23 protein-coding genes are annotated in these 24,498 nt (G+C 62.5%); 8 read left to right on the top strand and 15 right to left on the bottom strand.

Going from position 1 to position 24,498, the window contains the following annotated elements:
* Window positions 1-33 precede the first annotated feature (33 nt).
* The 8 genes from ABT23_RS07445 to ccoN all read right to left on the bottom strand — a co-directional run bounded on the left by ABT23_RS07445 (window position 34) and on the right by ccoN (window position 5,723).
* Window positions 34-333: a hypothetical protein gene (locus ABT23_RS07445; protein ID WP_296633310.1), complete on the bottom strand. Its 300-nt coding sequence runs from the start codon at window positions 331-333 to the stop codon at window positions 34-36.
* 25 nt (window positions 334-358) lie between these two features.
* Window positions 359-493, bottom strand: coding sequence for a DUF3149 domain-containing protein (locus ABT23_RS07450; protein ID WP_296633311.1), 135 nt, complete (start codon window positions 491-493; stop codon window positions 359-361).
* Between the two features lies 1 nt (window position 494).
* Window positions 495-1,022, bottom strand: a complete 528-nt coding sequence (locus ABT23_RS07455) for a FixH family protein (protein WP_296633312.1) — start codon at window positions 1,020-1,022, stop codon at window positions 495-497.
* Between the two features lie 18 nt (window positions 1,023-1,040).
* Complete coding sequence (ccoG, locus tag ABT23_RS07460; protein ID WP_296633314.1) at window positions 1,041-2,456, bottom strand: cytochrome c oxidase accessory protein CcoG; 1,416 nt, start codon at window positions 2,454-2,456, stop codon at window positions 1,041-1,043.
* A 110-nt stretch (window positions 2,457-2,566) separates the two neighbouring features.
* Window positions 2,567-3,487, bottom strand: a complete 921-nt coding sequence (gene ccoP, locus ABT23_RS07465; RefSeq protein WP_296633317.1) for a cytochrome-c oxidase, cbb3-type subunit III — start codon at window positions 3,485-3,487, stop codon at window positions 2,567-2,569.
* A complete protein-coding gene (locus tag ABT23_RS07470; protein ID WP_296633318.1) occupies window positions 3,484-3,654 on the bottom strand; it encodes a CcoQ/FixQ family Cbb3-type cytochrome c oxidase assembly chaperone in 171 nt (56 codons plus the stop codon). Before ABT23_RS07470 ends, ccoP begins: the two co-directional genes overlap by 4 nt.
* A gap of 7 nt (window positions 3,655-3,661) precedes the next feature.
* On the bottom strand, window positions 3,662-4,264 hold the full coding sequence (ccoO, locus tag ABT23_RS07475; RefSeq protein WP_363161411.1) for a cytochrome-c oxidase, cbb3-type subunit II: 603 nt from the start codon (window positions 4,262-4,264) through the stop codon (window positions 3,662-3,664).
* A 16-nt stretch (window positions 4,265-4,280) separates the two neighbouring features.
* Window positions 4,281-5,723 (bottom strand): cytochrome-c oxidase, cbb3-type subunit I, encoded by a 1,443-nt coding sequence (gene ccoN / locus ABT23_RS07480; RefSeq protein ID WP_296633322.1) that lies wholly within the window; start codon window positions 5,721-5,723, stop codon window positions 4,281-4,283.
* 219 nt (window positions 5,724-5,942) lie between these two features.
* Between ccoN and ABT23_RS07485 the strand changes: the two genes are divergently transcribed.
* Both ABT23_RS07485 and ABT23_RS07490 read left to right on the top strand, forming a co-directional pair.
* A complete protein-coding gene (locus ABT23_RS07485) occupies window positions 5,943-6,596 on the top strand; it encodes a histidine phosphatase family protein (RefSeq protein WP_296633324.1) in 654 nt (217 codons plus the stop codon).
* Window positions 6,593-7,315, top strand: coding sequence for a 2,3-bisphosphoglycerate-dependent phosphoglycerate mutase (locus tag ABT23_RS07490; RefSeq protein ID WP_296633326.1), 723 nt, complete (start codon window positions 6,593-6,595; stop codon window positions 7,313-7,315). The genes ABT23_RS07485 and ABT23_RS07490 overlap by 4 nt, the downstream gene beginning before the upstream one ends.
* 1 nt (window position 7,316) lies before the next feature.
* Here ABT23_RS07490 and ald read toward each other — a convergent pair whose 3' ends face one another.
* The 4 genes from ald to ABT23_RS07510 form a co-directional block, all read right to left on the bottom strand.
* A complete protein-coding gene (gene ald / locus ABT23_RS07495) occupies window positions 7,317-8,399 on the bottom strand; it encodes an alanine dehydrogenase (protein WP_296633327.1) in 1,083 nt (360 codons plus the stop codon).
* 68 nt (window positions 8,400-8,467) lie between these two features.
* Complete coding sequence (locus ABT23_RS07500; protein ID WP_296633329.1) at window positions 8,468-9,742, bottom strand: TIGR03790 family protein; 1,275 nt, start codon at window positions 9,740-9,742, stop codon at window positions 8,468-8,470.
* Window positions 9,721-10,731: a quinone-dependent dihydroorotate dehydrogenase gene (locus ABT23_RS07505; RefSeq protein WP_296633331.1), complete on the bottom strand. Its 1,011-nt coding sequence runs from the start codon at window positions 10,729-10,731 to the stop codon at window positions 9,721-9,723. The genes ABT23_RS07500 and ABT23_RS07505 overlap by 22 nt, the downstream gene beginning before the upstream one ends.
* Before the next feature lie 4 nt (window positions 10,732-10,735).
* Window positions 10,736-12,049 carry a dicarboxylate/amino acid:cation symporter gene (locus tag ABT23_RS07510; RefSeq protein ID WP_296633333.1) on the bottom strand — a complete coding sequence of 438 codons (1,314 nt, stop codon included), beginning with the start codon at window positions 12,047-12,049 and terminating at the stop codon, window positions 10,736-10,738.
* 156 nt (window positions 12,050-12,205) lie between these two features.
* On the opposite strand from ABT23_RS07510, the gene ABT23_RS07515 reads away from it, so the two are divergent.
* The 3 genes from ABT23_RS07515 to ABT23_RS07525 all read left to right on the top strand — a co-directional run bounded on the left by ABT23_RS07515 (window position 12,206) and on the right by ABT23_RS07525 (window position 15,861).
* A complete protein-coding gene (locus tag ABT23_RS07515; protein WP_296633335.1) occupies window positions 12,206-13,363 on the top strand; it encodes a D-alanyl-D-alanine carboxypeptidase family protein in 1,158 nt (385 codons plus the stop codon).
* A 271-nt stretch (window positions 13,364-13,634) separates the two neighbouring features.
* Window positions 13,635-15,287, top strand: coding sequence for a sulfite dehydrogenase (gene soxC, locus ABT23_RS07520; protein WP_296633336.1), 1,653 nt, complete (start codon window positions 13,635-13,637; stop codon window positions 15,285-15,287).
* Window positions 15,271-15,861 (top strand): cytochrome c, encoded by a 591-nt coding sequence (locus ABT23_RS07525; protein ID WP_296633338.1) that lies wholly within the window; start codon window positions 15,271-15,273, stop codon window positions 15,859-15,861. Before soxC ends, ABT23_RS07525 begins: the two co-directional genes overlap by 17 nt.
* 136 nt (window positions 15,862-15,997) lie before the next feature.
* Here the strand turns inward: ABT23_RS07525 and ABT23_RS07530 are convergent, their stop codons facing one another.
* The 3 genes from ABT23_RS07530 to pdhA form a co-directional block, all read right to left on the bottom strand.
* Window positions 15,998-19,009: an FAD-dependent oxidoreductase gene (locus ABT23_RS07530; RefSeq protein ID WP_296633340.1), complete on the bottom strand. Its 3,012-nt coding sequence runs from the start codon at window positions 19,007-19,009 to the stop codon at window positions 15,998-16,000.
* 95 nt (window positions 19,010-19,104) lie between these two features.
* The gene (locus tag ABT23_RS07535) at window positions 19,105-20,088 is read right to left on the bottom strand and encodes an alpha-ketoacid dehydrogenase subunit beta (RefSeq protein WP_296633342.1); all 984 of its coding nucleotides are present in this window, start codon (window positions 20,086-20,088) and stop codon (window positions 19,105-19,107) included.
* 20 nt (window positions 20,089-20,108) lie between these two features.
* A complete protein-coding gene (pdhA, locus tag ABT23_RS07540; RefSeq protein WP_296633344.1) occupies window positions 20,109-21,110 on the bottom strand; it encodes a pyruvate dehydrogenase (acetyl-transferring) E1 component subunit alpha in 1,002 nt (333 codons plus the stop codon).
* A gap of 112 nt (window positions 21,111-21,222) precedes the next feature.
* Here pdhA and ABT23_RS07545 point away from each other — a divergent pair, with 112 nt between their 5' ends.
* From ABT23_RS07545 to ABT23_RS07555, 3 genes are all read left to right on the top strand, one after another.
* Window positions 21,223-22,677: a leucyl aminopeptidase family protein gene (locus ABT23_RS07545; RefSeq protein ID WP_296633345.1), complete on the top strand. Its 1,455-nt coding sequence runs from the start codon at window positions 21,223-21,225 to the stop codon at window positions 22,675-22,677.
* 25 nt (window positions 22,678-22,702) lie between these two features.
* On the top strand, window positions 22,703-23,362 hold the full coding sequence (locus ABT23_RS07550) for an RluA family pseudouridine synthase (RefSeq protein ID WP_296633347.1): 660 nt from the start codon (window positions 22,703-22,705) through the stop codon (window positions 23,360-23,362).
* Window positions 23,363-23,583: 221 nt separating this feature from the next.
* The coding region (locus ABT23_RS07555; protein WP_296633348.1) for an MCP four helix bundle domain-containing protein at window positions 23,584-24,498 on the top strand (915 nt) is incomplete at its 3' end.

Here is a 24,498-nt window from a genome sequence, read left to right on the forward strand (position 1 = left end):
GCTGCAGCGCCGGTCACCATGATGGCCGGATTTTCAGCAGCAGCCACTGCCATCATCGCGCTTGGGACAGCCCTCAGGCCGCTTGCGCGGCGGCAAGGGGCAACGGTTGATTTCATCCGCGCTGCGCTGGAAATAGCAGGTCATGGCGCTGGATGCGATACCCAGCAGCCAGAACACGAAGAAGCCGATGGTATACGCGGCGAGGCGCTGCTCGATCACCGCTTCGCCGTGGTACATGATCTCCAGCGGATCGAACAAGGTGGTGAAGACGATGTCGGCCATGCCGGCCACAAGGAAGGACGGCCACAGAATGTGGATCAGGCGCTGCATCATGGCGTACTCCTCGTCTGGGTGGACGTCATTCTTCGGGGTTGTTCATCTTGCGCTTGTACCAGACCATCAGTGTGATCGCCATGCCGATGATGAAGAGGATGGTAAACAGGCTCAAGAGGCCGATCGGGCTGCTGAATAGCAGATTGAGTACAACGTCCATTTTATTCTCCCTGTGGTTGATGAACGGCTGAGCCGGATGACAGCGTGACGGCTTGCTTGAATGGGGAATGCAACACGCCGGCAAGGCGCCAGGTGGATGCGGCATCGGTCAGCTGGGCATGCCATTTCCCGTCGGGCATGGCGGGAAGCGTGGCGCGATAGCGGCTGCCGCCGGCGTAGTGCAAGGTGAGCGTGTGATCCATGCCTTGGTGCGTGGGATGAGCCAGGGTAAGGGTCAATTGGCCGGGATAGGTCGTCAGATGGCCGGCCAGCGTGAGCACCAGCTCACCATCCTCGCCTTTCACGGTGGCGGCGAGCGCCAGGGCACGTGCGGCGTCGTCGCGCTCCAGCGTCTGGTTGATGGCGAGTCCTTCCTTGTAGTAATCGCCCACCACCAGCCCGTCGGCGCTCTGGTAGGCGATCCACACGGTAGTCAGCCCGGCGGCGACTGCGGTGGCGGGCAGGCTCATGAGGAACCAGGGCCAGGGTTCGCGATACCAGGGTTTGGCATGAAGGGCTGTATTCGTCATGGCACCGTGCCTCGCAATCTAACGGTTGAAGAACTTGGTGGCGACGTCCTGTCTGATGCGCGGGTCGTCGGTGGCTTGTATCGTGAACGTGATGGCGATCGAGCGGCCCTTCAGTTCTTCGGGGTCGGCTGTCAGGCTGACGGGAATGTCGATGGTCTGCAAAGGCGCAGCTGAGATATCGCGCGTGGCGGCCGTGACCCGAAGATCTTCGATGCCATGTGCCTGGATCGTATAGCGGTGAGCCTGGCCGTCCTTGTTGATGATCTGCAGGCGATAGACATTCTCGATCAAGCCGTCGTCGGTTTCCTTCGACAGCGCCACACGGTCGCGTACCACGCCGACATTGAGCGGCACCCGGGTGGCGAGGCTATAGAGGAACGCACCGGCGATCAGCGTCAGCAGCACGGTGTAGATGATGGTGCGCGGACGCAGGATGTGCCTAACGATGCCGGTGTCCGGGTATTTTCCTTTCACCACGTTTTCCGTCGTGTAGCGGATCAAGCCGCGCGGATAGCCCATCTTGTCCATGATCTGGTCGCAGCCGTCGATGCAGGCGGCGCAACCGATGCATTCGTACTGCAGGCCATTGCGGATGTCGATGCCGGTGGGGCAGACCTGCACGCAGACGTTGCAGTCGACGCAGGTGCCGAGGCCGGCTGCCTTGTAGTCGGCTTTCTTGCTCCGTGGGCCGCGTGGCTCGCCGAGGGAGCTGTCGTAGGTCACGGTCAACGTGTCGGAGTCGAACATCACGCTCTGGAAGCGCGCGTACGGACACATGTATTTGCATACCTGCTCGCGCATGAAACCGGCGTTGCCCCAGGTGGCAAAGGCGTAGAACAGGATCCAGAAGGTTTCCCACGGGCCGAGGTTGGCTTGAATCGTCTCGGCCGCCAGCGTCTGAATCGGGGTGAAATACCCGACGAAGGTGAAGCCCGTCCACAGTGCGATCGCGAACCAGACAGCGTGCTTGAGTCCGCGCTTCTTCAGCTTGTTGGCGTTCCACGGCGACTGGTCGAGTTTTCTGCGGGCGAGATGGTCGCCCTCCAGCCAGTTTTCCACCCACATGAAAACCTCGGTGTACACGGTCTGCGGGCAGGCGTAACCGCACCATAATCGCCCGGCCACCGCGGTAAACAGGAACAGCGAGAGCGCCGAGAGGATCAGCAGGCCGGTGAGGTAGACGAAATCCTGTGGCCAGAACACCAGGCCGAAGATGTAGAACTTGCGCGCGGCCAGATCGAACAGCACCGCCTGCCGGTGGTCCCATTGCAGCCAGGGCATGCCGTAGTAGAGGGTCTGGGTCAGCAGTACCAGCGCGACACGCCAGTTGGCGAATACGCCATGTACTGCGCGCGGCTGGATCTTCTGCCGGATCGCATAGAGCTGCTGCTCGGTCGCGGCGTCGGCGGAGGCGGGCTGCTTGTCGTTGGTCACTGCGTTTGTCCGTGAAAGTCTGAGCCGCTTGAACGTACTGTTGGCAATACGCTCAAGCGGCTCGCCGGTTCTTTACCGGCAAGTACCGCTCACTACTTACCGCTCACCACTCACTTCTGCTGCGACAACCCATACACATAGGCGGCCAGCAGGTGCAGCTTGGCTTCCTTGTTGGATGTGGTGCCGAGCGTCTGGGTCAGGGCTGGCATGACCCCGTTGCGTCCCTTGCTGATGGTCTCGATGATCGTGGCCTCGCTGCCGCCATACAGCCATACCTTGTCGGTGAGATTGGGCGCGCCCAGCGCCTTCATGCCGGTGCCATCCGGCATGTGGCAGGCGGCGCAGTTCTCGGCAAATTTCGCTTTGCCTGCCTCGGCCAGAGCGGCATCGTGTTTGCGGCCCGACAGCGAGAGCACATAGTTGGCCACCTGCTTGACGCCTTCTGCACCGAGGATCGGTTCCCATGCCGGCATCACCCCGGCACGGCCGTTGGTGATGGTGGCCACGATGGTGTCGGGTTCGCCACCATAGAGCCAGTCGTTGTCGGTCAGGTTAGGGAAGCCCTTGGCACCCATGGCATCGGAGCCGTGGCACTGCGAGCAGTAGGTCAGGAACAGGTGCTTGCCGATGGCGCGCGCGTTCGGGTCGGCCGCCACGGTGGCGACATCCTGCTTCATGAAGCCGGCATACATCGGCTGGAACTTGGCTTCGGCGGCTTTCACCTCGGCCTGGTATTCCCCTTTGGACGTCCAGCCCAGCAAACCGGCGAAATTGCCCAGTCCCGGCCACAAGGCCAGGTAGCCCAGCCCGAAAATCATGGTGCCGTAGAACAGCCCCAGCCACCAGCGCGGCAGGGGGTTGTTGAGGTCCTGCAAGTCGCCGTCCCAGGTATGTTCCATGAGCTCGGCCTTCTCACCGGGCGCAAACTTGCGGGTGGTCTGCGATTTGAGAAATACCCAGGTACCGAGGATGCTCACCAGGGTCAGGACGCTGATGTAGATCGGCCAGAAGCCGCTTGTGAAATCGCTCATTGCTTGTCTCCTTGTTTGGCGGGCAGGTCGTCGTCATCCTCGAAAGGCAGTCTGGCGTCCTCTTCGAAGCGCTGCTTGTTGCGCGTGCTGAAGGCCCACCAGACGATGCCGATGAACACTACGATGAAGGCGACCGTAATGATGCCGCTGAGAGTTCCGCTGTCCATGCCTGTCTCAGTTCTTCGGGGCGTGGGTGCCGAGCACCTGCAGGTAGGCGATGACGGCATCAAGCTCGGTCTTGCCTTGGAGCGCCGCGGGTGCCTCGGCGATTTCCTGCTCGGTGTAGCCGTGGCCGACGATGTCCAGCGTGCGCATCTTGGCCTGGATACCGGTGTCCTTGAGCGGACGGTCCAGCCAGGGGTAGGCGGGCATGATGGATTCCGGTACCACGTCGCGCGGGTTCATCAGGTGCGCGACCTGCCAGGCGTCCGAATAACGACCGCCGACACGTGCCAGGTCGGGACCGGTACGCTTGGAGCCCCACAGGAAGGGGCGGTCGTAGACATATTCGCCGGCGACCGAGTAGTGGCCGTAGCGCTCGGTCTCGGCGCGGAACGGACGGATCATCTGCGAATGGCAGCCGACGCAACCTTCGCGGATGTAGATGTCGCGCCCCATCAGCTGCAGCGCCGTGTAGGGCTTCAGACCTTCAACCGGTGTGGTGGTGGACGTCTGGAAGAACAGCGGCACGATCTGCACCAAGCCGCCGACGCTGACGATGAGGATGGTCAGCACGATCAGCAGACCGAGGTTCTTTTCGATATTTTCATGCGAAATCATGTTCGGTCTCCTATCAGGCGTGGACGGCTTGCGGGATGGGGGCGTCATTGACGACGCGTCCGGCTCGGACGGTCTGCCAGACGTTGTAGGCCATCATCAGCATGCCGCCGAAGAACAGCGCCCCACCGGCGAGACGGATGCCGTAGAACGGATGCATGGTGGCGACCACCTGGGCGAAGCTGTAGGTCAGCGTGCCGTCGGGATTGGCTGCACGCCACATCAGGCCTTGCGCCACCCCGGCGATCCACATCGAGGCGATATACAGCACCACCCCGATGGTGGAGAACCAGAAATGCCATTCGATCAGCTTGGTGCTGTACATCGATTCGCGGCCGAACAGGCGCGGAATCAGGTAGTACATCGAACCGATGGTGATCATCGCCACCCAGCCCAGCGCGCCGGAGTGCACGTGGCCGATGGTCCATTCGGTGTAGTGGGAAAGTGCGTTGACGGTCTTGATCGACATCATCGGACCTTCGAAGGTCGACATGCCGTAGAACGACAGCGCGGTGACCATGAACTTCAGGATGGGGTCGGTGCGCAGCTTATGCCAGGCGCCGGACAGCGTCATGATGCCGTTCATCATGCCGCCCCAGCTCGGAGCCAGCAGCATCAGCGAGAACACCATGCCGAGCGACTGCGCCCAGTCCGGCAGCGCGGTGTACTGCAGGTGGTGCGGGCCGGCCCACATGTAGATGAAGTTGAGCGACCAGAAGTGCACGACCGACAGGCGGTAGGAATAGATCGGGCGACCGGCCTGCTTGGGAATGAAGTAGTACATCATGCCGAGGAAGGCGGTGGTCAGGAAGAAGCCCACCGCGTTATGGCCGTACCACCACTGCACCATCGCGTCCTGCACGCCGGCGTAGGCGGAGTAGGACTTGTACCAGGCGCTCGTGCTGCCGCCGAGGATCCAGGGTAGTTCGGCGCTGTTGACGAGATGCAGCAGCGCGATCACCAGGATGTAGGCGCCGAAGAACCAGTTCGACACGTAGATGTGCTTGGTCTTGCGCTTGATGATGGTGCCGAAGAACACCAGTGCGTAGGAAACCCACACTACCGTGATCAGCAGATCGATCGGCCATTCGAGTTCGGCGTATTCCTTCGAAGTGGTGATGCCGAGCGGCAGCGTGACGGCTGCCAGCACGATCACGGCCGTCCATCCCCAGAAAGTGAACTCGGCCAGCTTCTCCGCCCACAGCCTAACCTGGCAGGTGCGCTGCACGATGTAGTACGACACCGCAAACATCGCGGAGCCGCCGAAGGCGAAGATCACCGCATTGGTATGCAGCGGCCTGAGACGGCCATATGACAGCCATTCGATGCCAAAGGTCAGGTCCGGCCAGATCAGTTGCGAGGCCAGGATGAGCCCGACCAGCATACCGACGATCCCCCACACCACCGTCATGATGGCGAACTGGCGGACGACCTTATAGTTGTAGGTTGTCGCTTCCATACACGTCTCCCGTGATTGATGACTTGATTAGTACATGCGAATTTAATGACATGTTTCGCATATGAAGATAAATATATCTATTTATTATGGTGTGTCAAGTTGTCGCACCCGGCGCTGGCGGATCGGCCGGCCAAGTGTTGTTTCGTTGCGAATAAAGCGCATCCCTGTTTTTTTATGCCAAATTTGGATTCGGTATAGATCAGATCTTGTGCAATTGATATGCATCCGTTTTCCAGACCGACAGGCACCCGCATCTGCGTCATCCGCCATGGCGAAACCGGATGGAACGTGGAGAAGCGCATCCAGGACCACACCGACATTCCGCTCAACGAGACCGGGCGGGCGCAAGCGCTGGCGATGGCATTCAACGCGGCGCACCATCGATTCGGCGCGATCTACAGCAGCGATCTGACGCGGGCGCTGGAAACGGCATGGGTGCTGGCCCAGCGCGAGGAGATGGAGGTGAAATACCTGCCGCAACTGCGCGAACGGCATTTCGGGTTGTTTCAGGGGCTCACGGCGGCAGAGGGCGCCGAACGGTATCCGAAGGCCTATGCGCACTATGTGGCGCGCGATCTCGACTACGATTTCGGGACGGGTGAGTCGCTGCGCAGCTTTGCCGGACGGGTGGGCGAGGCGATCGACTGGCTGGTGCGGCATCACGGCGGCCAGACGATCGCCGCGGTCAGCCATAGCGGCGTGCTCGATGTGATCTACCGCAAGGCTACCGGCCGCCCGCTGCACACGCCGCGTGATTTCACGATCCCCAACTGCGCGCTCAATTGGTTTCATTTCGACGGGCAGGGTTGGCATCTGGAGGCCTGGGGCGACCGCCATCATCTGCACGACGTGCTGACGGAACCGCCCGAATGAACGCGCCGGTCCACTGGATGGTGCTGTTTCGCCACGGCCACAGCGAATGGAACCTGTCTGATCGCTTCACCGGCTGGGCCGATATTCCGCTGACCGAAACCGGCCTGGCCGAGGCGGCCGCGGCGGGGCGACAGCTGGCGCAGGCGGGTTACGCCTTCGACGAGGTGCATGGTTCGGTATTGCAGCGCACCCGCCAGACCGCCGCCGCGCTGCTGGCAGCGATGGGCACGCCCGGGGTGCCGTTGTTCACGACCTGGCGCCTCAACGAGCGGCATTACGGCGCGCTGCAGGGCATGAACAAGCGCGAGATCTTCGCCACCTGGGGCGAGGCGGCATCGCGCCGCTGGTGGCGCGGCTATTTCGAACCGCCGCCGCCGCTGTCGCGCGACGACCCGCGCCATCCGCGCTTCGATCCGCTGTATGCCGCGCTTACCCCCGACGAATTGCCAGCCAGCGAGAGCCTGCGCGATTGCCAGCAGCGCATGCTGCCGTACTGGAACGACGTGCTGGTGCCGCGTTTGCGTGCGGGGCGGCGCCTGCTGGTGGTGAGCCACGGCAATACGCTGCGTGGGCTGGTGATGCATCTGGATGCGCTGGATGCGGTGACGATGGAGCAGGTGGAGATCCCGTCCGGGGTGCCGCTGGTATACCGCTTTGACGCGGCGGGGAACGTGCTCGGGCGCGAGTGGCTGGCGTTGCCTGCGTCAACGCCGTCGTGATTCAGCCCAGTCCCAGATCCTGGGCCAGCCCGGCGTGCATGATTTGGCCAGCGTGCACGTGCAGCCCGGCCTTCAGTCCGGCATCCGTATCCAGTGCGGCGAGGCCCTGTGCAGCCAGTGCCTGGACGTAGGGCAGGGTGGCATGGGTGAGCGCGTCGGTGGCGGTGCGCGCCACCGCGCCGGGCATGTTGGTGACGCAATAATGGACGACGCCTTCGGCCACGAAGAACGGCGCACTGTGGGTGGTGGGGCGCGAAGTCTCGGCAATGCCGCCCTGGTCGATGGCGACATCCACCAGTACGGAGCCGGATGGCATCTGCTTCAATAATTCCCGGCTGATCAGCCGCGGCGCATGACGTCCCGGGATCTGGGCGGCACCGATGACGATGTCGGCCTGTGCAAGAAACGCCGCAATCGCCTCGGGCGAGGAAAAGCGCGAGGCCACCCGAGCACCGAACAGCGTTTCGGCATGCGCGAGCCTGTCGGCCTGGCGGTCGATCAGCGTGACCTGAGCGCCCAGCCCAACGGCCATGCGCGCGGCGCTCATGCCGACCGCGCCGGCGCCGATGATGAGCACATGGGCGGGCGGTACCCCGGGCATGCCGCTGATCAGCTTGCCATTGCCGCCGTGGGAAGTGTGCAGGCCCAGCGCACCCATCTGCGGCGCGAGCCGTCCGGCAATGTCCGACATCGGTTGCAGGAGCGGCAGGCCGCCAGCGGGGTTGCTCACGGTTTCATAGGCAATCGCCGTCACGCCGCGCGCCATCAGCTCTCGCGCCAGTTCCGGCGCGGCCGCCAGGTGCAGATAGCAGAACAGCAACTGGCCTGCGCGCAACAGCGCCACTTCGTCCGTTTGCGGTTCCTTCACTTTCACCACCAGGTCGGCGGCATAGACTTCGGCCGCAGTGTCAGTGATGACCGCGCCGGCGGCACGGTAGGCATCGTCGTCGAATCCCACGGTGGCGCCGGCACGCGTCTCGACGCTCACCCGGTGCCCGGCCTGGGCCAGTACCCGTACCCCCTCGGGCGTGAGCGCCACCCGGTATTCGTGGTTCTTGATTTCCTTGGGAATGCCGATGTGCATGGCGAGCCTCGTGCGGGATGGATAATCTGCAGCATAGTCAAAGCCACACCGCGCCAGAAGTGCCGGCTTTATTGTGCCGGTGCGGATTCGGCGCGGCGTTCGAACCGGTAATAGGCTGGCGGAACGTGCTCGAGCCTGATCCGGCGTGTTCCCCAGGCGATGGCCATGCGGCCGACGCTGCGGTAGGGACCGATCATCGACGGCGCGGCTTGCACCTCATAGAGTCCTGGCGTGAGCAAGCGCGCCGACAGGGTCAAGCCGCCGCCGCGGGTATCGTGACGGATGCCGGCAAACGGGCGCGCCAGCGGTTCGCCGATGAAAATGCCCTGTCCCGGCATCTGCACGCTTTTCCAATAGGCCTCGATCAGCGTTTCGCCTTGCAGGTAGTGCGCCATGACAATGCCGGGAACCGGAAACTTGGCGGGGAAATTGCACGGCTCGACCACCGCGCCGTAGCTGCCGGTGGCGCCGGCTTCCAGCCAGCGCAGGCTGCTCATCTGGCCGCCGCCGAACAGGTCGCCGCCGGCCGAAGTGAGATGATCCGCGATGGCGCCGGGCAGGAAACGGTTGCTGTCGATGCCCGCTACCTGAGTCAGTCCGGTGAAGTAGAACATCACGTCGGGCTTGTTTTCGAGGGTGTTGGCTTCGACGATGTCGGTCGGCATGACGGACTGCATCAGCGCGCGCACGGATGCGTAGCCGGCAGCACGCACGTTGCGGTTCTTGTCATTCGTGCTGACGAGGTAGGCGGTGCCGGCCGGATTGCTGCCGTCGGACGCCACGCCGCGGTCGATCAGCTTCTTCGCTTCGGCCACGCTGGCCCCGGCCAGACTCATGGCCGGGCGCATGTGATAGACGGCATAGGGCCGCGTCACGCTGCTGTTGAAATACGGGCTCGGCTGCGTCGGTTTGCAGCTGTTGGCACACCAGGCGGGATCGAAGCCGAAGGCGAAGGCGGACGTGATCGACATGCAGTCCACCCGGTACGGCTGCGCCCAGGTCAACGCATAAGCTTGCACGTTCTTCGGCGTCTTGCGGTCGACAAGACGTTTGAGGTTGACGAATTCCTCGCGTGAGAGCGTGCTGCGTCCGGGCTTGAAGCGCACATGAATCAAATTGACGACGGGGATGCCGCGCTTTTCCCGGTAGTACGCGGCGATCGCCACGCTGTCGGGATCGTCGTCGTTGACGATCACGCCGAGCTGGTTGGCATCGAGGCCGGGTTGCGGAAAATGGGTCAGGACCGGCTCCGTCGGCGCGGCATGCGCGCCGGCATGCAGCAGCCACGCTGCAACGACGGCACGCGCAAACCGCATGGCCGTCAGGCGAGGCGTTGCACGCATTCCCGCACCAGCGCCGGGCCGCGATAGATCAGGCCGGAATACAGCTGCACCAGCGACGCGCCGGCATCGATCTTTTCGCGCGCATCGTCGCCCGAGAGGATGCCACCGACGCCGATGATCGGCACTTCATTCTTCAGATGGCGCGCCAGTTCGCGTACCACCCGGGTGGATGCCGCACGCACCGGCGCGCCGGACAGGCCGCCGGTCTCCTCAGCATTGGGCAGGCCGGCGACGGCATCGCGCGCGATCGTGGTGTTGGTGGCGATCACCGCGTCGATGCGGTGCATCATCAGCAGCGCGGCGATCGCGGCGATCTGCGCGTCGTCGAGGTCGGGCGCGATCTTCAGCGCAATGGGGACATATTTGCCGTGCTGTTGCGCCAGCTCGGACTGGCGTAGCTTGATTGCGGAGAGCAGCGCGTCGAGCGCCTCGTCTCTCTGCAGCTCGCGCAGGTTCTGCGTGTTGGGCGAGGAGATGTTCACCGTCACGTAACGTGCATGCGCGTAGACCTTGTCGAGGCAGGTCAGGTAATCGTCGACCGCATGTTCGTTCGGCGTGTCCTTGTTCTTGCCGATGTTGATCCCGAGCACGCCCCTGAAGCTGCTCGACTGGACATTGCGCACCAGATTGTCGACCCCAAGATTGTTGAAGCCCATGCGGTTGATGATGGCTTCGGCCGCGGGCAGGCGGAACATGCGCGGCGTAGGGTTGCCCGGTTGCGGGCGCGGTGTCACCGTGCCGATCTCGATGAAGCCGAAGCCCAGGTCGGCCAGCGCGCCGATGTGCGCGCCGTCCTTGTCGAGCCCGGCAGCGAGGCCCACGGCATTGGGGAAGTCGATGCCCATCACGTGCACGGGCGTTCCCGCCGCGCGCGGCAGCAGCTTCAACAGGCCCAGTGCGTGCGCGACGTCGAGGCTGGCGAGAGTGAAGCCGTGCGCGTCTTCGGGGTCGAGCGAGAAGAGGGCAGGCCGGATCAGCGGATAAAACATGGGATCAGGAAGCGGAATGGGAGGGAAGAGGGCGGCGGGTGGCCGCCTCGACCGAACCGGCCGAGGGGTCGTCGAACACCGCCTGGTCGAAGGCTTTTTCGCTCTTGGCGACGATGCAGCTGACCGCGCAGTCGCCGGTGACGTTGGTCACGGTGCGCATCATGTCGAGCAGGCGGTCGACGCCGATGATGAGGGCGATGCCTTCGACCGGCAGGCCCACCTGGCCGAGCACCATGGTGAGCGTGACCAGGCCGACTGCAGGGATGGCGGCGGTGCCGATCGAGGCCAGCGTGGCGGTCAGCACGACCAGCAGGTAATCGGTGAATCCCAGGTCGATGCCGTAGACATTGGCGATGAACACGGTGGCCACGCCCTGCATCATGGCGGTGCCGTCCATGTTGATGGTGGCGCCCATCGGCACCGTGAACGAGGCGACGCTGTTCTTCACGCCCATCTTGTATTCCACCGTGCGCAGCGTGACCGGAATGGTGGCGCCGGAGCTGGCGGTGGAAAAGGCGAACGCCGCCGGGTCGCGCATTTTTCTCAGGAAGGTGAGCGGGTTGAGCGAAGCCAGCAGCTTCAGCAGCAGGGGATAGACGCCGAAGACCTGGATGGCCAGCGCGCCGGTCAGGGTGAGGAAATAGGCGGCGAGCGGCAGCAGAATGTCCAGGCCCTGGCTGGCGAAGGTACGGGTGATCAGCGCGAAGACGCCATACGGGGCGAGCCGCATGATCCATTCGACCATGTGCATGATGACCACGTCGAGATCGCCGAAGAAATTGAGCACATGCTTGCCGCGTGCGCCGGACATCGTCACCGCCACGCCGAACAGCAGCGCGAACACGATGATCTGCAGCATGTTGCCTTCGGCCATGGCTGCGACCGGGTTGGTCGGCACCATGTCGATCAGCACCTGGGTAAGCGGCGGCGCCGGCTTGCCGTTGAAGCTGGCGGCCGTGCTGCCGGCATTGAAGCCCTGTCCTGGCCCGACGATTCCCGCCAGTGTCAGCGCGATCGTGACGGCGATCGCTGTCGTGGCCAGATACAGCGCCAGCGATTTTATGCCGATGCGGCCCAGCGCATTCAGGTCCGACAGCGAGGTGACGCCGGCCACCAGCGACACGAACACCAGCGGCACCACCATCATTTTCAATGCCGCCACGAAGACCGAGCCGACCACATATAGCAGGCCATCGACCAGAACCAGTTGCACCCAGTCTGCCGTCCCCAGCCGATTGAGGATGACGCCCAGCACGATGCCCGCGAGCATCGCGATCACGATCTGGCGGGTGAGGTGGCGGGATCCGGGCGCGGGCATGCGGTTCAGTGCAGTTTCGACATGGCGCGAGTTTAACAGGGCAGCGCCACGAAGCTGTCGCAGAGCGGGCGGGCGATGTTATCCTGAACTTACGCGCGCTTGTGCGTGTCTGTCTGGTCCAATGCCAACCTTGTTTGTTCACTCATCGACGAATCCATGACTACCCCGTTCTTTCTGCAAAGACTCATATTGATTTTCAGCGTACTGATCGCCCCGGCTGCCTGGAGCGCCTCCCTCGTCCCACCGCCCCCGGAGTTGGCCGCTAAATCCTGGGTGCTGATGGACGCGGCCAGCGGCAACGTTCTGGTCGACCACCAGGGTGAGATGCATCTGCCCCCCGCCAGCCTGACCAAGCTGATGACCGCCTACATCGCGACGCAGGAAATCAAGCACGGCCGGCTGCACGAAAACGACATGGTTACCATCAGCGAAAAAGCCTGGCGTACGGGCGGTTCGAAGATGTTCGTCAAAGTGGGGAACAAGGTCTCGGTCGATGACCTGTTCCACGGCATCATCATCCAGTCGGGCAACGACGCCAGCGTGGCGCTGGCCGAGCATATCGCCGGCGACGAAGATGCTTTCGCCGCGATGATGAACGCGGAAGCCAAGCGGCTCGGCATGAAGGACACCCACTTCATGGACGCCACCGGCCTGCCCAATCCCGGCCATTATTCGAGCGCCCGCGACATGGCTGTCCTGGCGCGCGCCATCATCTATGCCGATCCTGCCCACTATGCGCTCTATGCGCAGAAGGATTTCACCTGGAACGGCATCCACCAGCCCAACCGCAACCTGCTGCTGTGGCGCGATGACGGCGTCGATGGCCTGAAGACTGGCCATACGGAAGAAGCCGGCTACTGCATGGTGGCCTCGGCCCAGAAGAATGGCGAACGTCTGATTGCCGTCGTATTCGGTACCGACAGCGAGGCCGCGCGCGCCACCGAAACCGCCAAGCTGCTGGGCTATGGCTTCCGATTCTTCGAGACCAAGATGTTCAACAAGAAGGGTGATGTACTGGCTGCAGCGCCTGTCTGGAAAGGGGCTGCGCGCACCGTCAAGGCGGGCGCAAGCGAAGATCTGGCCGCCACCGTGGCCCGCGGCGAAGCCGCCAAGCTCACCACCCAGCTCGTGTTGAAGCCGACCCTGATCGCCCCGGTGAAACAGGGTGACGTCATTGGCAAGGTCGAAATCCGCCAGGGTGACAAGGTGATCAAGCAGGCCGATGTGGTCGCATTGGAGAACGTGGATGAAGGCGGCTTCTTCCGCCGCATGTGGGACAGCATCCGGCTGTTCTTCAAGGGCTTGTTCGGCTGAGTAGTCATACGTAAATGAGAGAGAGCGACCCCTCGAGAGAGGGGTCGCTTTTTTTTGCCGCTGGCGTTGGGTTCTTTGTCCGGTATCGGCCGCGGATTCAACCTGTCATTGTCGCCGACCAGTATGAACCGTGGCATAGCTACGCAAACGGGATGATGCAGCCAGCGTTCGAACAGTATTGCAACTGGCTCGAAAGCGTCCGGTAACGCGGGGTAAGGATTCAGGAGGGGCTGGCACGACAATTGCGTGGTGTAAATCCAGCGTCAAAATCATGATGTTCAGCGCCCCGAATCTGGAACACTTTGTTTCAAATCGTTCAATGCCCGGGGCGGTCCACGATCCAGAAATTGCAGGAAGGAGATCTTGTCACTGCAACGTTCGGTTTTACGGCTTCAGTTTAAGTAAGAAAGATACTGTCGAGTTCAACGGCTTAATCAATAAAAGTGGAGGAATGAAGATGTCCATTCTTGATCCAAATAGCGACGCCAAGAACAAATTGAAAATAGCGTCTTTGGTTGAGGCCGAAGAAGCCTTTCTCGCCAAAGCCAGAACAAACGCCAATTCAGTTTATTTTAGTCAACATCATATTGAGCCGGCAAAGCCTGTAAAAGGTGAGTCTTCTAAAGGCGTTGATCCTCTTCAGCGACCACAAAATCGGCGCCATTTCCTGGCTTCCGTCGCGGTGCTCGCCAGTTCAAGCGTTGCTGGAAGGGCCATTGCGCAAACCACCACGCCCCCGGAAGGCAAAGCGCCCCCCGGTGCGGTATGGCGGTCGGTCCCCGAAGATGCCACGAAAATTCCAGGCACCGCCATTGGCGAAGACGGGGGTTACGGGACGCGCTCCCAGTTCGAAACTGAGGTTCGTTGGCGCTTTGGTACCAAGACCCCCCTCTCCTCTTGGTCGATGACGCCACTGGAGCATGGCGTAGGCATTATTACTCCGTCAGGGCTGCATTTCGAACGGGATCATGGTGGCATCGCCACAATTGATCCGGCCACGCACAAGGTGTTTGTGCACGGGATGGTGAAACAGCCAAAGAAATTCTCGATGCTGGACGTGAAGCGCTTCCCGTCGATATCCCGAATTCTTTTCATTGAATGTTCTGGCAACGGTCTCACGGAGTGGTCGAAGCCCACGTTGAAAACCGTACAAGGCACGCACGGTCTCGTCTCGACTTCCGAATGGACGGGGGTTCCGCTGTCGACCATCCTGAACGAAGTGGGTGTCAAATCCGGCGCCAAATGGTTGCTCGTGGAGGGCGGCGACGCTGCGGTCATGACGCGAAGCATCCCAATCGACAAGGCAATGAAAGATTGTTTCCTGGCCTATGGACAGAATGGGGAGGCGATCCGTCCTGAACAAGGCTATCCGTTACGTCTGATCGCGCCGGGATACGAGGGCAATACGCATATCAAGTGGGTTCGCCGAATCGAGTTGTCTGACAAGCCGTTCATGACGCGTGAAGAAACCTCGAAATATACCGACCTGCTTCCCAGCGGCAAGGCGGTGCAATTTTCCTTGATTATGGATGCCAAGTCGGTCATTACGCGACCATCCGGAGAAATGACGCTCTCAGGCCCCGGTTTTTATGAAATTACGGGATTGGCGTGGTCCGGACGCGGACGCATAAAACGTGTCGATGTATCTACGGATGGAGGGAGAACATGGAGGCCTGCGGATCTGCAAGGCCCGATCCTTCCGATTTGTCAGACACGCTTTCGTTTTCCTTGGGTATGGGACGGTAAAGAAGCGATTTTGCAAAGCCGTTGCGTGGATGAAACCGGGTACGTCCAACCGACGCTTGGGCAACTTATTGAGGTTCGGGGTTTAAATGGCCCGATTGGCTCGATCTACCATCTCAATGCAATCCAAAGCTGGAAAGTTGATACCGAGGGGAGAGTCAGCAATGTTCACTACTACTAAACTCTTTTTACAGGTAACGGCGTGCGGCGCTCTATTCGCATTGAATACGTATGCCGTGGGCGCAGATCCGGTGCGGTATGGATTTGGAGAGCCGGCATCTGCACACGACCTGCAGGATTTCGTGTCGTCTTTGCCGGATGGACGGGATCTGCCGGCGGGCAGTGGCACGATTTCAAGGGGCAAACAGGTTTACGACGAAAAGTGTGCCTCCTGCCATGGGCAAAAAATGGAGGGCGGCGTAGGCGATCGCCTGCTCGGCGGAAGGGGAACACTGGTGAACAATGATCCCAAGAAAGCGCCGGTCAAGACGGTTGAAAGCTATTGGCCCTACGCAACGACATTGTTTGACTACATCAAGCGTGCCATGCCGTTCTATACGCCAGGGTCATTGACGAATGACGAGGTCTATTCGGTAACCGGGTACATCCTGTCTGAAGCCAATATTCTTAAAGGCGATGAGCCCATCACTGCGGAAAGTCTGGCAAAAGTCGCCATGCCGAATCGCGACGGATTCATCCCGGATCACCGGCCAGATCATTTTAAACCGGCAGACAAGCATCCTCGCCTGCGCTAGTCGAGTGCTCCATATGGTGTCCACTTCTGACGGCATATCCGAAAAAGTCTGACACTGGGTTCATTCTCATTCTTTGTTTCCCTGACGTAAAAAGAGCCGCTGATGCGGCTCTTTTTACGTCAGATGACAGGGTTGCTTACTTCTTCGCTGTCCGCCGCAGGCGGTTCAACAACCGTCGCGCTAACTCGCCGAACAGCTCGGTCTGTGTCGGATGCGGGAAGATCGCCTTGGCGACCTGGGTCAGCGTCATCTCGCCGGCCACCATCATCACGCCGATACCGATCAGGGTGTCGGTATGGTCGGCGAGGTAGTGCACGCCGATGATGCGGCCTGTGGCCTTGTCGGCCACCAGCTTGATCATGCCCTCGGTTTCGCCGGTGATCATCGCCTTGGCGTCGATGCTCATCGGCATCTTGGCTTCCACCGCGTCGATGCCCTTGGCCTTGGCCTGCGCCACCGACAGGCCGACGAAGCCGGCCTGCGGACGCGAGAAGGTGACGCCACAGTCCTTGTCCTGGTCGTATTCGCTGGAATGGCCGAGCAGGTTGCTGGCGGCGACACGGCCCTGGGTGGCGGCGGTGTGGGCCAGCATGTAGCCGCCGATGACGTCGCCCACCGCGTAGATATGCGGCGCACTGGTCTGGCAGCGGGCGTTGACCTTGATCGCCGCCCCGTCGAGCTCGACGCCGACCTTGTCGAGGTTGAGCTTGCGGGTGTCGGGGCGCTTGCCGGTCGCCATCAGGACGACGTCGCAGTCGAATACCGACTCGACGCCTTCTTTATTTGCGTAGCGCAGCTTCATCGTGCCCGGTTTGCCGCTCGCTTCCTTGATGTCGGCGCTGGTGACGACGGTGATTTCCTTCTCCAGCGAGGCGATCAGGGTCCTGGCGATTTCCTCTTCGACTTCGGCGAGGATGCGTTCGTTGCGCTCCAGCATCAGCACCTCGGTGCCGAAGTCGCGGAAGATCTGCGCCATTTCCACGCCGATCACGCCGCCGCCGACGATGCCGAGTTTCTTCGGCGGGGTGGCGAGGTTCCAGATGGTGTCGGAGGTGACCACGCCGCCGGTCGCCAGGTTCTCGCGCGCGCCGGGAATCGGCGGCACGAAGGCGGGGGCGCCGGTGGCGATGACCGCCGCGCCGAAGCTGACGGTGTAGGGCTCGCCCTCGACCGGGGTGATCTTCAGCGTGTGGGCGTCGACGAATTCGCCGTAGCCTTCGCGCACGTCGATCTTCATGCCCTTGTCGGCCTTCAGCGCCATGTCGCCGCGGCTCGTCTGCACCCAGCGACGATGCTTCTCGACCTGTGCCCAGTTGAGCGCGGGGGTGTTGGTGCCATCGACACCCATTTCGGCGTCGTGCGCGCGATTACGGATGACGTCGGCCGCGGCGCGCCAGGCCTTGGACGGGATGCATCCGCGCCACAGGCATTCGCCGCCGGGGAAGGGCTCGTTGTTGACCATCATGACCTTGATGCCGTGATCGGCGAGGTCACGTGCGCAGTCTTCGCCGCCGGGGCCACCGCCCACGACGACCACCGGGAAGTCCCAGTTGCCTTCGGGGATCGGCGACACCGGGGCGCTGGTGGTGACGGCTGCCGTGCCCGTTGCCTCACCCCTCACCCCTGACGCCTCACCGGCCATCCACGCCTCGGGTGCCTCGATGGTCTGCTTCAGGGTTGCCAGGTACAGGGCGACGTCGGCACCATTCAGCACGCGGTGGTCGCCAGTGATGGTGAACGGGGTGCCCTGCGGGCCATTGGCGGCAATCGCCAGGATCGCGGAAATGCCGGGGGTGGGGATCGCGGTGAAGTGCGACACGCCCAGCATGCCCATGTTGGAAATGGTGAAGGTGGGATTGGAATACTCGGCCGGCGCCAGTTTCCTGACCCGGGCGCGCTCGACGAGGCCGGTCCAGTCTGACTGCAGCGCCTCCAGCGGCTTCTTCTCGATGCCGTGCAGGATCGGCACCACCAGGCCGCCGTCGTTCGACATCACGGCCACGCCGAAGTCGTGGTTGCTGCGCTCGACCAGCTTGTCGACCGGCTGGTAGGCCCAGTTCATGCGCGGGAATTTCGCCATCGCGACCGAACAGGCCTTGGCGATTGCCACCGTCACCGAAACCTTGTTTGCCTTGGCGGCGGCGGTCAGCGCGGCGGTATTGATGTTCACCGTGACGTTGAAGGTCGGTAGCGTGAGCGAGGCGGTCATCGCATGGCTCACGGCCTTTTCCATCGAGGTCATCGCGCGACCCTGGCCCGGCACGTCGACCTGCGGCAGTGAATGGGCGACTTCCTGCATCGAGGGACGTGCGCGCGCCACGTCGGCGGCGACGATGACGCCGGACGGGCCGGTACCGGCAAGGCCAGTGAGGTTCACGCCCAGCTGCGCCGCCACCTTGCGCGCATAGGGACTGGCCTGGCGGCCTTGCGGACGCGCCACCGGTGGCACGTTGCCGGCCGCGGAAATCTGCGTGGGCGCAGCCTTGGGCGTGGGAATGTGCGCTGGTTTGTCGGCGGACGGCGGTGCCACCTTGTGGGTGTTCTGGACCTTGTGGTCGGCACTGATGGTGACGCCGGTATCGTTCGCTTTCGATGCGTCGTCGACGATGAAGGCCATCGGGTGGCCGACCTCGACCACGCTGCCGACGTCGGCGATCGGGCCGGAGAGGAAGCCCTCCTGGAATACCTCGACGTCCATGATGGCCTTGTCGGTTTCCACGGTGGCGACGATGTCGCCGCGCTTGATGACGTCGCCCGGCTGTTTTTCCCAGGTGACGACCACGCCCTCGGTCATGGTGTCCGAGAGCTGCGGCATCACGATCGGCGTGCCGGCGTGGTGCGGGATCATCTCGGTCTGCGCCTGCTCTTCCACCACTTCGTCGGCGGCAATCGCCACGTCGCCTGCGGTGTCGGTGATGTAGCCAAGTGCCGCGCCGACGGCGATGGTCGCGCCGACGTCGGCCAGCGGACCGGCCAGATAACCGGCCTTGAACACTTCGACGTCCATGATGGCCTTGTCGGTTTCCACGGTGGCGACGATGTCGCCGCGTTCGACCTTGTCGCCCGGCTGTTTTTCCCAGGTGACGACCACGCCCTCGGTCATGGTGTCCGAGAGCTGCGGCATCGTGATGGCGTAATGTTGGGACATATGTATTTCCGTGAGGGGTTAGGGGTGAAGGGTGAGGATAGGTAATGACGCCAGCGAATGTTCCTGACGCCTTACCCCTTACGCCTTACTCTCAATCACGCCTTACCGAAAATCTTCAGAACGGCCTTCACCACGTCCTCGTGGTCGGGAATCGCCGCTTTTTCCAGCGTGTGGTTGTAAGGCTGCGGCACCAGTGCCGAATGCACGCGCACCGGCGCTGCATCCAGTTCGAAGAAGCATTCCTCGTTGATGATGGCGATGACCTCGGAACCGACGCCGACCGGCGCTTCATCTTCTTCGGCGATGACGGCGCGGTGGGTCTTGCTGACCGATGCCTTGATGCCGGCGCGATCCAGCGGCGACAACGAATAGAGGTCGACGACCTCGGCCGAGATGCCGTACTGCTTGTCGAGGATCTCGGCGGCCTTGAGGCACCAGTGCACCGAGATGTTGTAGCCGAAGAGCGTCACGTCGGTGCCGGCACGCGCGATGTCGGAGCCTTCCAGCGGGTGGAAATATTCGCCGTCCGGCACTTCGCCCTTCATGTTGTACATCAGTTCGTGTTCGTTGATGAACACCGGATCGTCGCAGCGGATCGCCGATTTCAACAGGCCGTAGGCCTGTTTGGGGTTGGATGGGGTGACGACGCGCAGGCCGGCGATGCCCATGAACACCTTTTCCATGCGCGCCGAGTGCTGCGCGCCAAGCTGGTGCGCGGCGCCGCCGGCGGAGCGGAACACGCACGGCGCGGTGAGCTGGCCGCCCGACATGTAGCGCACCTTGGCGGCGGAGTTGAACATCTGGTCCATCGCCAGCCAGGCGAAGTTGACCGACATGATCTCGATGACCGGACGCACGCCGAGGAAGGAGGCGCCGATGCCGAGACCGGTGAAGCCACCTTCGGAGATGGGGGTATCCATCACGCGCAGCGGGCCGTATTTTTCGTACAGGCCCTTGGTCGCCTTATAGGTGCCGCCGGCCACGCCGATGTCTTCGCCCATGCAGATGACGAGCGGGTCGCGTGCCATTTCTTCGTCGTGGGCGCGTTGAATCGCTTCCCAGTACATGATGTTTGCCATGCTGTCTTTTCCTTAAAACCTTAAGCGGCCTTGCCCGTGAGCCACGGGAGCTGGGTTGCGCGATCGGCAAAAACGTATTTCTCGAGATCCTCGACGCGCGGTTCGGGCGATTCCTCGGCGAACTTGATGACTTCGTTCTCGATGTAGGCGTCGGTTTCCTTTTCCAGCGTCTCGAAGTCGGCCATGCTCATCGCGCCGTCCTTGACCAGGCGGTCGCGCAGGATGAAGATGGGGTCGCGCTGTTTCCACAGTTCTTCCTCTTCGCGCGAACGGTAGCCGCGTGAATCGGACATCGAATGGCCGCGATAGCGGTAGGTCATCAGTTCGAGGAAGTAGGGGCCGTTGCCCGAGCGCACATGGTCGACTGCCTTGCGCGCGGCTTCGTAAACGATTTCGATATCCTGGCCGTCGCATTCGTCGGCCGGGATGTTGTAGGCGGCGACGCGCTTGTGCTGGTGCACCACGGCGGTGGAACGCTCGATCGAGGTGCCGATGCCGTACAGGTTGTTTTCGCAGACGAACAGCACCGGCAGTTTCCACAGCGCGGCCATGTTCAGCGTCTCGTGGAACACGCCCTGGTTGTTGGCGGCATCGCCGAGGAAACAGATGGCGATCTCGTCGCCGCCCTTGAGCTGGATCGCCTTGGCGATGCCGGCCGCGAGCGGGAAGGGGCCGCCGACCAGGGCGTAGCCGCCCATGAAGCGCTTGTCGCCGTCGAAGATGTGCATCGAACCGCCGCGTCCCTTGGAGGAGCCGGTTTCCTTGCCATACAGTTCGGCCATCACGGCTTTCGGATCGGCGCCGCACTTGATCGCGTGGACGTGATCGCGGTAGCCGGTGATCACATAGTCGTGGCCGGGGCGTGCGGCCTCCATCACGCCGTTGCAGCAGGCTTCCTGGCCGGGGTAGAGGTGGAGGAAGCCGCCGATCTTGCGTTCGATGTAGGCCTGATAGCAGCGCTCTTCAAAACGGCGGTGCAACACCATTTCGCGCAGCACGCGTTTCTTGTCTTCAATCTTCATTCGGTTACCCTTAATGGATGGGCTCGGAAAAAGCGCCGGAAAAATTCAAACGCGCAATTATCCGGTAAACCCCGCCAACCATCAAGAAAAACGCCACCCCCAAGGAACCCACATGCTGCCTAAACTCGCTGAAAACAAACAGGAAATCACAGCCAAATCACTGGAGGATGCAGGCCATGCGATCGTGCTGTTGCCGGTGTCGAAAACCTTGCCGGACGTGCCGGGCAGCGCCGAACTCAAGGCCGTGATGAAGCGACGCGAGCTCAAGGTGGACGCGCTGGCGAAGTCGCCGGTGGCGGTGCAGCTGACCGGCGGCACGCTTGCGGTGTTCGCCATGCTCAAGGCCGATGCCAGCACCTTCGAAACCCATGAACTGGTGCGCAAGGCGCTTGCGCACCTGATGGCCGAGCATCCGAAATCGCTGGCGCTGGCCGTGTTCGGCGACGAGGCATTCAAGGCGCGTGCTGCCGAGGCGGCGGTGTATACCGCGTTGGTCAACGCCGTGCCGCTGCCGTCGCGCAAATCCAAAACCGACACGGTGCTCAAGCGCGTGCAGCTGTTCGGCTACAAGTCGGCCAGCGGCTTTGCCCGCGCGCAGGCCCTGGCCGAAGGCAATCTCCTGACCCGTAGCCTCACCGTGCAGGGGCCGGACGAACTCACGCCCGGCGTCTACCGCAAACGGATCAAGACGCTGGCCAAGCAGTACGGCTGGACGGTCGAGGAATACAGCTTCGACAAACTGAAGAAGATGGGTGCCGGTGCCTTCTGCGCGGTGGCGCAGGGCTCGCCTGCCAGGGACGCGGCGATCGTGCGCGTCAGCTACCAGGGCAAGGCCGGCAAGGCCAGGCCCGTCGCCTTCGTCGGCAAGGGCATCTGCTTCGACACCGGCGGCCACAACCTCAAGCCGGCCAAGTACATGCAGGGAATGCACGAGGACATGAACGGTTCGGCGGTCGTGCTGGGCATCCTCGCCACGGCATCGAAGCTGAAACTGCCGGTCGCGCTGGACGGCTGGGTCGCGCTCGCCGAAAACCACATCAGCCCGCAAGCCTACCGGCAGAACGAAGTGATCACGGCGCTCAACGGCACCACCATCGAAGTCGTCCATACCGACGCCGAAGGCCGCATGGTGCTGGCCGACACGCTGACGCTGGCGGCCAGGGCCAAGCCCGCGCTCATCGCCGACTTCGCCACGCTCACAGGCTCCATGCACTACGCACTCGGCAGCCGCATGTCCGGCGTGTTCGCCACCTCCAGCGCGCTCGCGCACTCGGCTTCGCGCGCGGCGACGGTGAGCGGCGAACGCATCGTCGTCTTTCCCTACCCCGAGGACTACGACAGCAGCCTCGATTCGACCGTGGCCGACGTCAAGCAGTGCAGCATGGAAGGCGAAGCCGACCACATCCTCGCCACCCGCTTCCTGTCGCGTTTTGTCGGCGACACGCCGTGGCTGCACATGGATCTGTCCGGCCACAGCTGCAAGGGCGGGCTGGGTGCGGTGATGAGCGACGCCAATGGCTTTGGCGTGGCGTGGGGGCTGGCATTGCTGGACGGGCTTCAGGCGTAAGAAAAACCCCACTCGATCGGTGACCATGACGCCGACCCCAGGCAGCGTTGCCATCGAGCCTCTCTACGCCGACGACACCCTGCTGGTATTCGACAAGCCCAGCGGCCTGCTGGCCGTGCCGGGGCGCGGTGTCGACAAGCAGGATTGCCTGAGTGCGCGGGTGCAGGCCCGTTATCCCGATGCCTTGATCGTACATCGGCTCGACATGGCCACGTCCGGTTTGATGGTGATGGCGCGCGGCGCGGAGGCGCAGCGCGCACTGAGCGTGGCCTTCGCGGCACGCGAGGTGTCGAAGCGCTACGTCGCAATCGTGGCCGGCAGACTGGACGCTGTGCCGGGCGGTTGGGGAACGATCGACCTGCCCATCATCGTCGACTGGCCCAGGCGGCCACTGCGGATGGTCGATCGCATTCACGGCAAGCCGAGTCTCACTCGCTGGCGCGTGCTGGAAGTCGACGAAACCGGAGCGCGCACGCGCGTCGAGCTCGAACCCGTGACCGGCCGTTCGCATCAGTTGCGCGTCCATCTGCGCGAGTTGGGCCATCCCATCCTGGGCGATACCCTGTATGCGCCGCCGGATGTGCAGGCCCAGGCTGGTCGTCTGCTCTTGCATGCCTGCGTCTTGCGCTTCGCCCATCCGCTGACCGGCGAAGCGCTCGTGTTCGAGCGTTCGGCGCCATTCTGACGGATTCCGATCGGGAGCTCTGCTTCGATCTCATCGGGCCTTGCCCATGACTGTGCGGCACGCTGTCGTCACACGCAGTCACACCGCTGTCATTTGGCACAAGTACATTCCCCATCCTCTCTGCTCCATCCTTGGCGTCGTATGCCGACCGAACCCGGAATTCGGGCGTTCGAGGAATCCGTACTCGTTCAATACATAGGTAGGAAATGTCGTTCGCAAACATGAAAATTGGCGCCCGGATGGGCGCCGGATTCGGTCTGGTTCTGGTCCTGATGCTGCTGGTTGCAGCGTTCGGCCTGATACGGATGTCGCAGATTCAGGGCCATCTTGACCAGGTGACGGGGGATCACATGGTCAAGATCAAACTGGTCGGCACCATGCGCGATACGTTGCAAACCGTCGCCATCTCGGTCCGCAATCTTGTCCTGCTGACGGACGACGGCGCCATGGAAGCCGAAGCGAAGCGTATCCAGGCGCAGCGGACGCTGTATGCCGAGGCAAGCAGGAAACTGGCCGCCATGGTAACGGGCGAGGAGGAAAAATCGCGGCTCGCCAGGATTGCAGCGGCGCGCGCAAAGACCGATCCCCTGCTCGACAAGGCAATGGGGTTTGCGCTTGGCAACCCCATTGCGGCGACCCAGGTGCTGGTCGATGAGGCACGCCCGGCACAGGAGCAATGGATCAAGGCCCTGGAAGACATGGCCGGGCTTCAGGAAAAGGGAAGTGCCCGGGCCGTGGCGGACGCGGAGGCGGCCTATGCCAGTGCGCGCGTGTTCATGCTTTTCATGATGGTCTTGTCGCTGGGTCTCGGCAGCTTGGCCGCCTGGCTGATCACGCGTTCCATCACGACTCCGATCAAGCATGCAGTGAAGCTTGCCCGCATTGTTTCAACCGGCGACCTGACGCAGCGTATCGACATCCACTCCACGGATGAAGTCGGCCAGCTGATGCAAGCGCTCAAAGACATGAACGCCAGCCTCGTGACCATCGTTGGCCAGGTGCGTCACGGCACCGAGACCATCGCCGTTGCCTCACGTGAGATCGCCTCCGGCAACGCCGACCTGTCGTCGCGTACCGAATCGCAGGCCTCGAGCCTGGAAGAGACCGCCTCCTCGATGGAAGAGCTGACCAGCACC

The organism is Thiobacillus sp. SCN 63-57, from assembly GCF_001725555.1.
GTDB lineage: Bacteria > Pseudomonadota > Gammaproteobacteria > Burkholderiales > Thiobacillaceae > Thiobacillus.

Bases quoted from the DNA above. Each gene is read 5' to 3' on its own strand.
- ABT23_RS07445 (WP_296633310.1), bottom strand. From the start codon at position 333: ATGATGCAGCGCCTGATCCACATTCTGTGGCCGTCCTTCCTTGTGGCC.
- ABT23_RS07450 (WP_296633311.1), bottom strand. From the start codon at position 493: ATGGACGTTGTACTCAATCTGCTATTCAGCAGCCCGATCGGCCTCTTG.
- ABT23_RS07455 (WP_296633312.1), bottom strand. From the start codon at position 1,022: ATGACGAATACAGCCCTTCATGCCAAACCCTGGTATCGCGAACCCTGG.
- ccoP (WP_296633317.1), bottom strand. From the start codon at position 3,487: ATGAGCGATTTCACAAGCGGCTTCTGGCCGATCTACATCAGCGTCCTG.
- ABT23_RS07470 (WP_296633318.1), bottom strand. From the start codon at position 3,654: ATGGACAGCGGAACTCTCAGCGGCATCATTACGGTCGCCTTCATCGTA.
- ccoN (WP_296633322.1), bottom strand. From the start codon at position 5,723: ATGGAAGCGACAACCTACAACTATAAGGTCGTCCGCCAGTTCGCCATC.
- ABT23_RS07485 (WP_296633324.1), top strand. From the start codon at position 5,943: ATGCATCCGTTTTCCAGACCGACAGGCACCCGCATCTGCGTCATCCGC.
- ABT23_RS07490 (WP_296633326.1), top strand. From the start codon at position 6,593: ATGAACGCGCCGGTCCACTGGATGGTGCTGTTTCGCCACGGCCACAGC.
- ald (WP_296633327.1), bottom strand. From the start codon at position 8,399: ATGCACATCGGCATTCCCAAGGAAATCAAGAACCACGAATACCGGGTG.
- ABT23_RS07500 (WP_296633329.1), bottom strand. From the start codon at position 9,742: ATGCGTGCAACGCCTCGCCTGACGGCCATGCGGTTTGCGCGTGCCGTC.
- ABT23_RS07505 (WP_296633331.1), bottom strand. From the start codon at position 10,731: ATGTTTTATCCGCTGATCCGGCCTGCCCTCTTCTCGCTCGACCCCGAA.
- ABT23_RS07510 (WP_296633333.1), bottom strand. From the start codon at position 12,049: ATGCCCGCGCCCGGATCCCGCCACCTCACCCGCCAGATCGTGATCGCG.
- ABT23_RS07515 (WP_296633335.1), top strand. From the start codon at position 12,206: ATGACTACCCCGTTCTTTCTGCAAAGACTCATATTGATTTTCAGCGTA.
- soxC (WP_296633336.1), top strand. From the start codon at position 13,635: ATGATGTTCAGCGCCCCGAATCTGGAACACTTTGTTTCAAATCGTTCA.
- ABT23_RS07525 (WP_296633338.1), top strand. From the start codon at position 15,271: ATGTTCACTACTACTAAACTCTTTTTACAGGTAACGGCGTGCGGCGCT.
- ABT23_RS07530 (WP_296633340.1), bottom strand. From the start codon at position 19,009: ATGTCCCAACATTACGCCATCACGATGCCGCAGCTCTCGGACACCATG.
- ABT23_RS07535 (WP_296633342.1), bottom strand. From the start codon at position 20,088: ATGGCAAACATCATGTACTGGGAAGCGATTCAACGCGCCCACGACGAA.
- pdhA (WP_296633344.1), bottom strand. From the start codon at position 21,110: ATGAAGATTGAAGACAAGAAACGCGTGCTGCGCGAAATGGTGTTGCAC.
- ABT23_RS07545 (WP_296633345.1), top strand. From the start codon at position 21,223: ATGCTGCCTAAACTCGCTGAAAACAAACAGGAAATCACAGCCAAATCA.
- ABT23_RS07550 (WP_296633347.1), top strand. From the start codon at position 22,703: ATGACGCCGACCCCAGGCAGCGTTGCCATCGAGCCTCTCTACGCCGAC.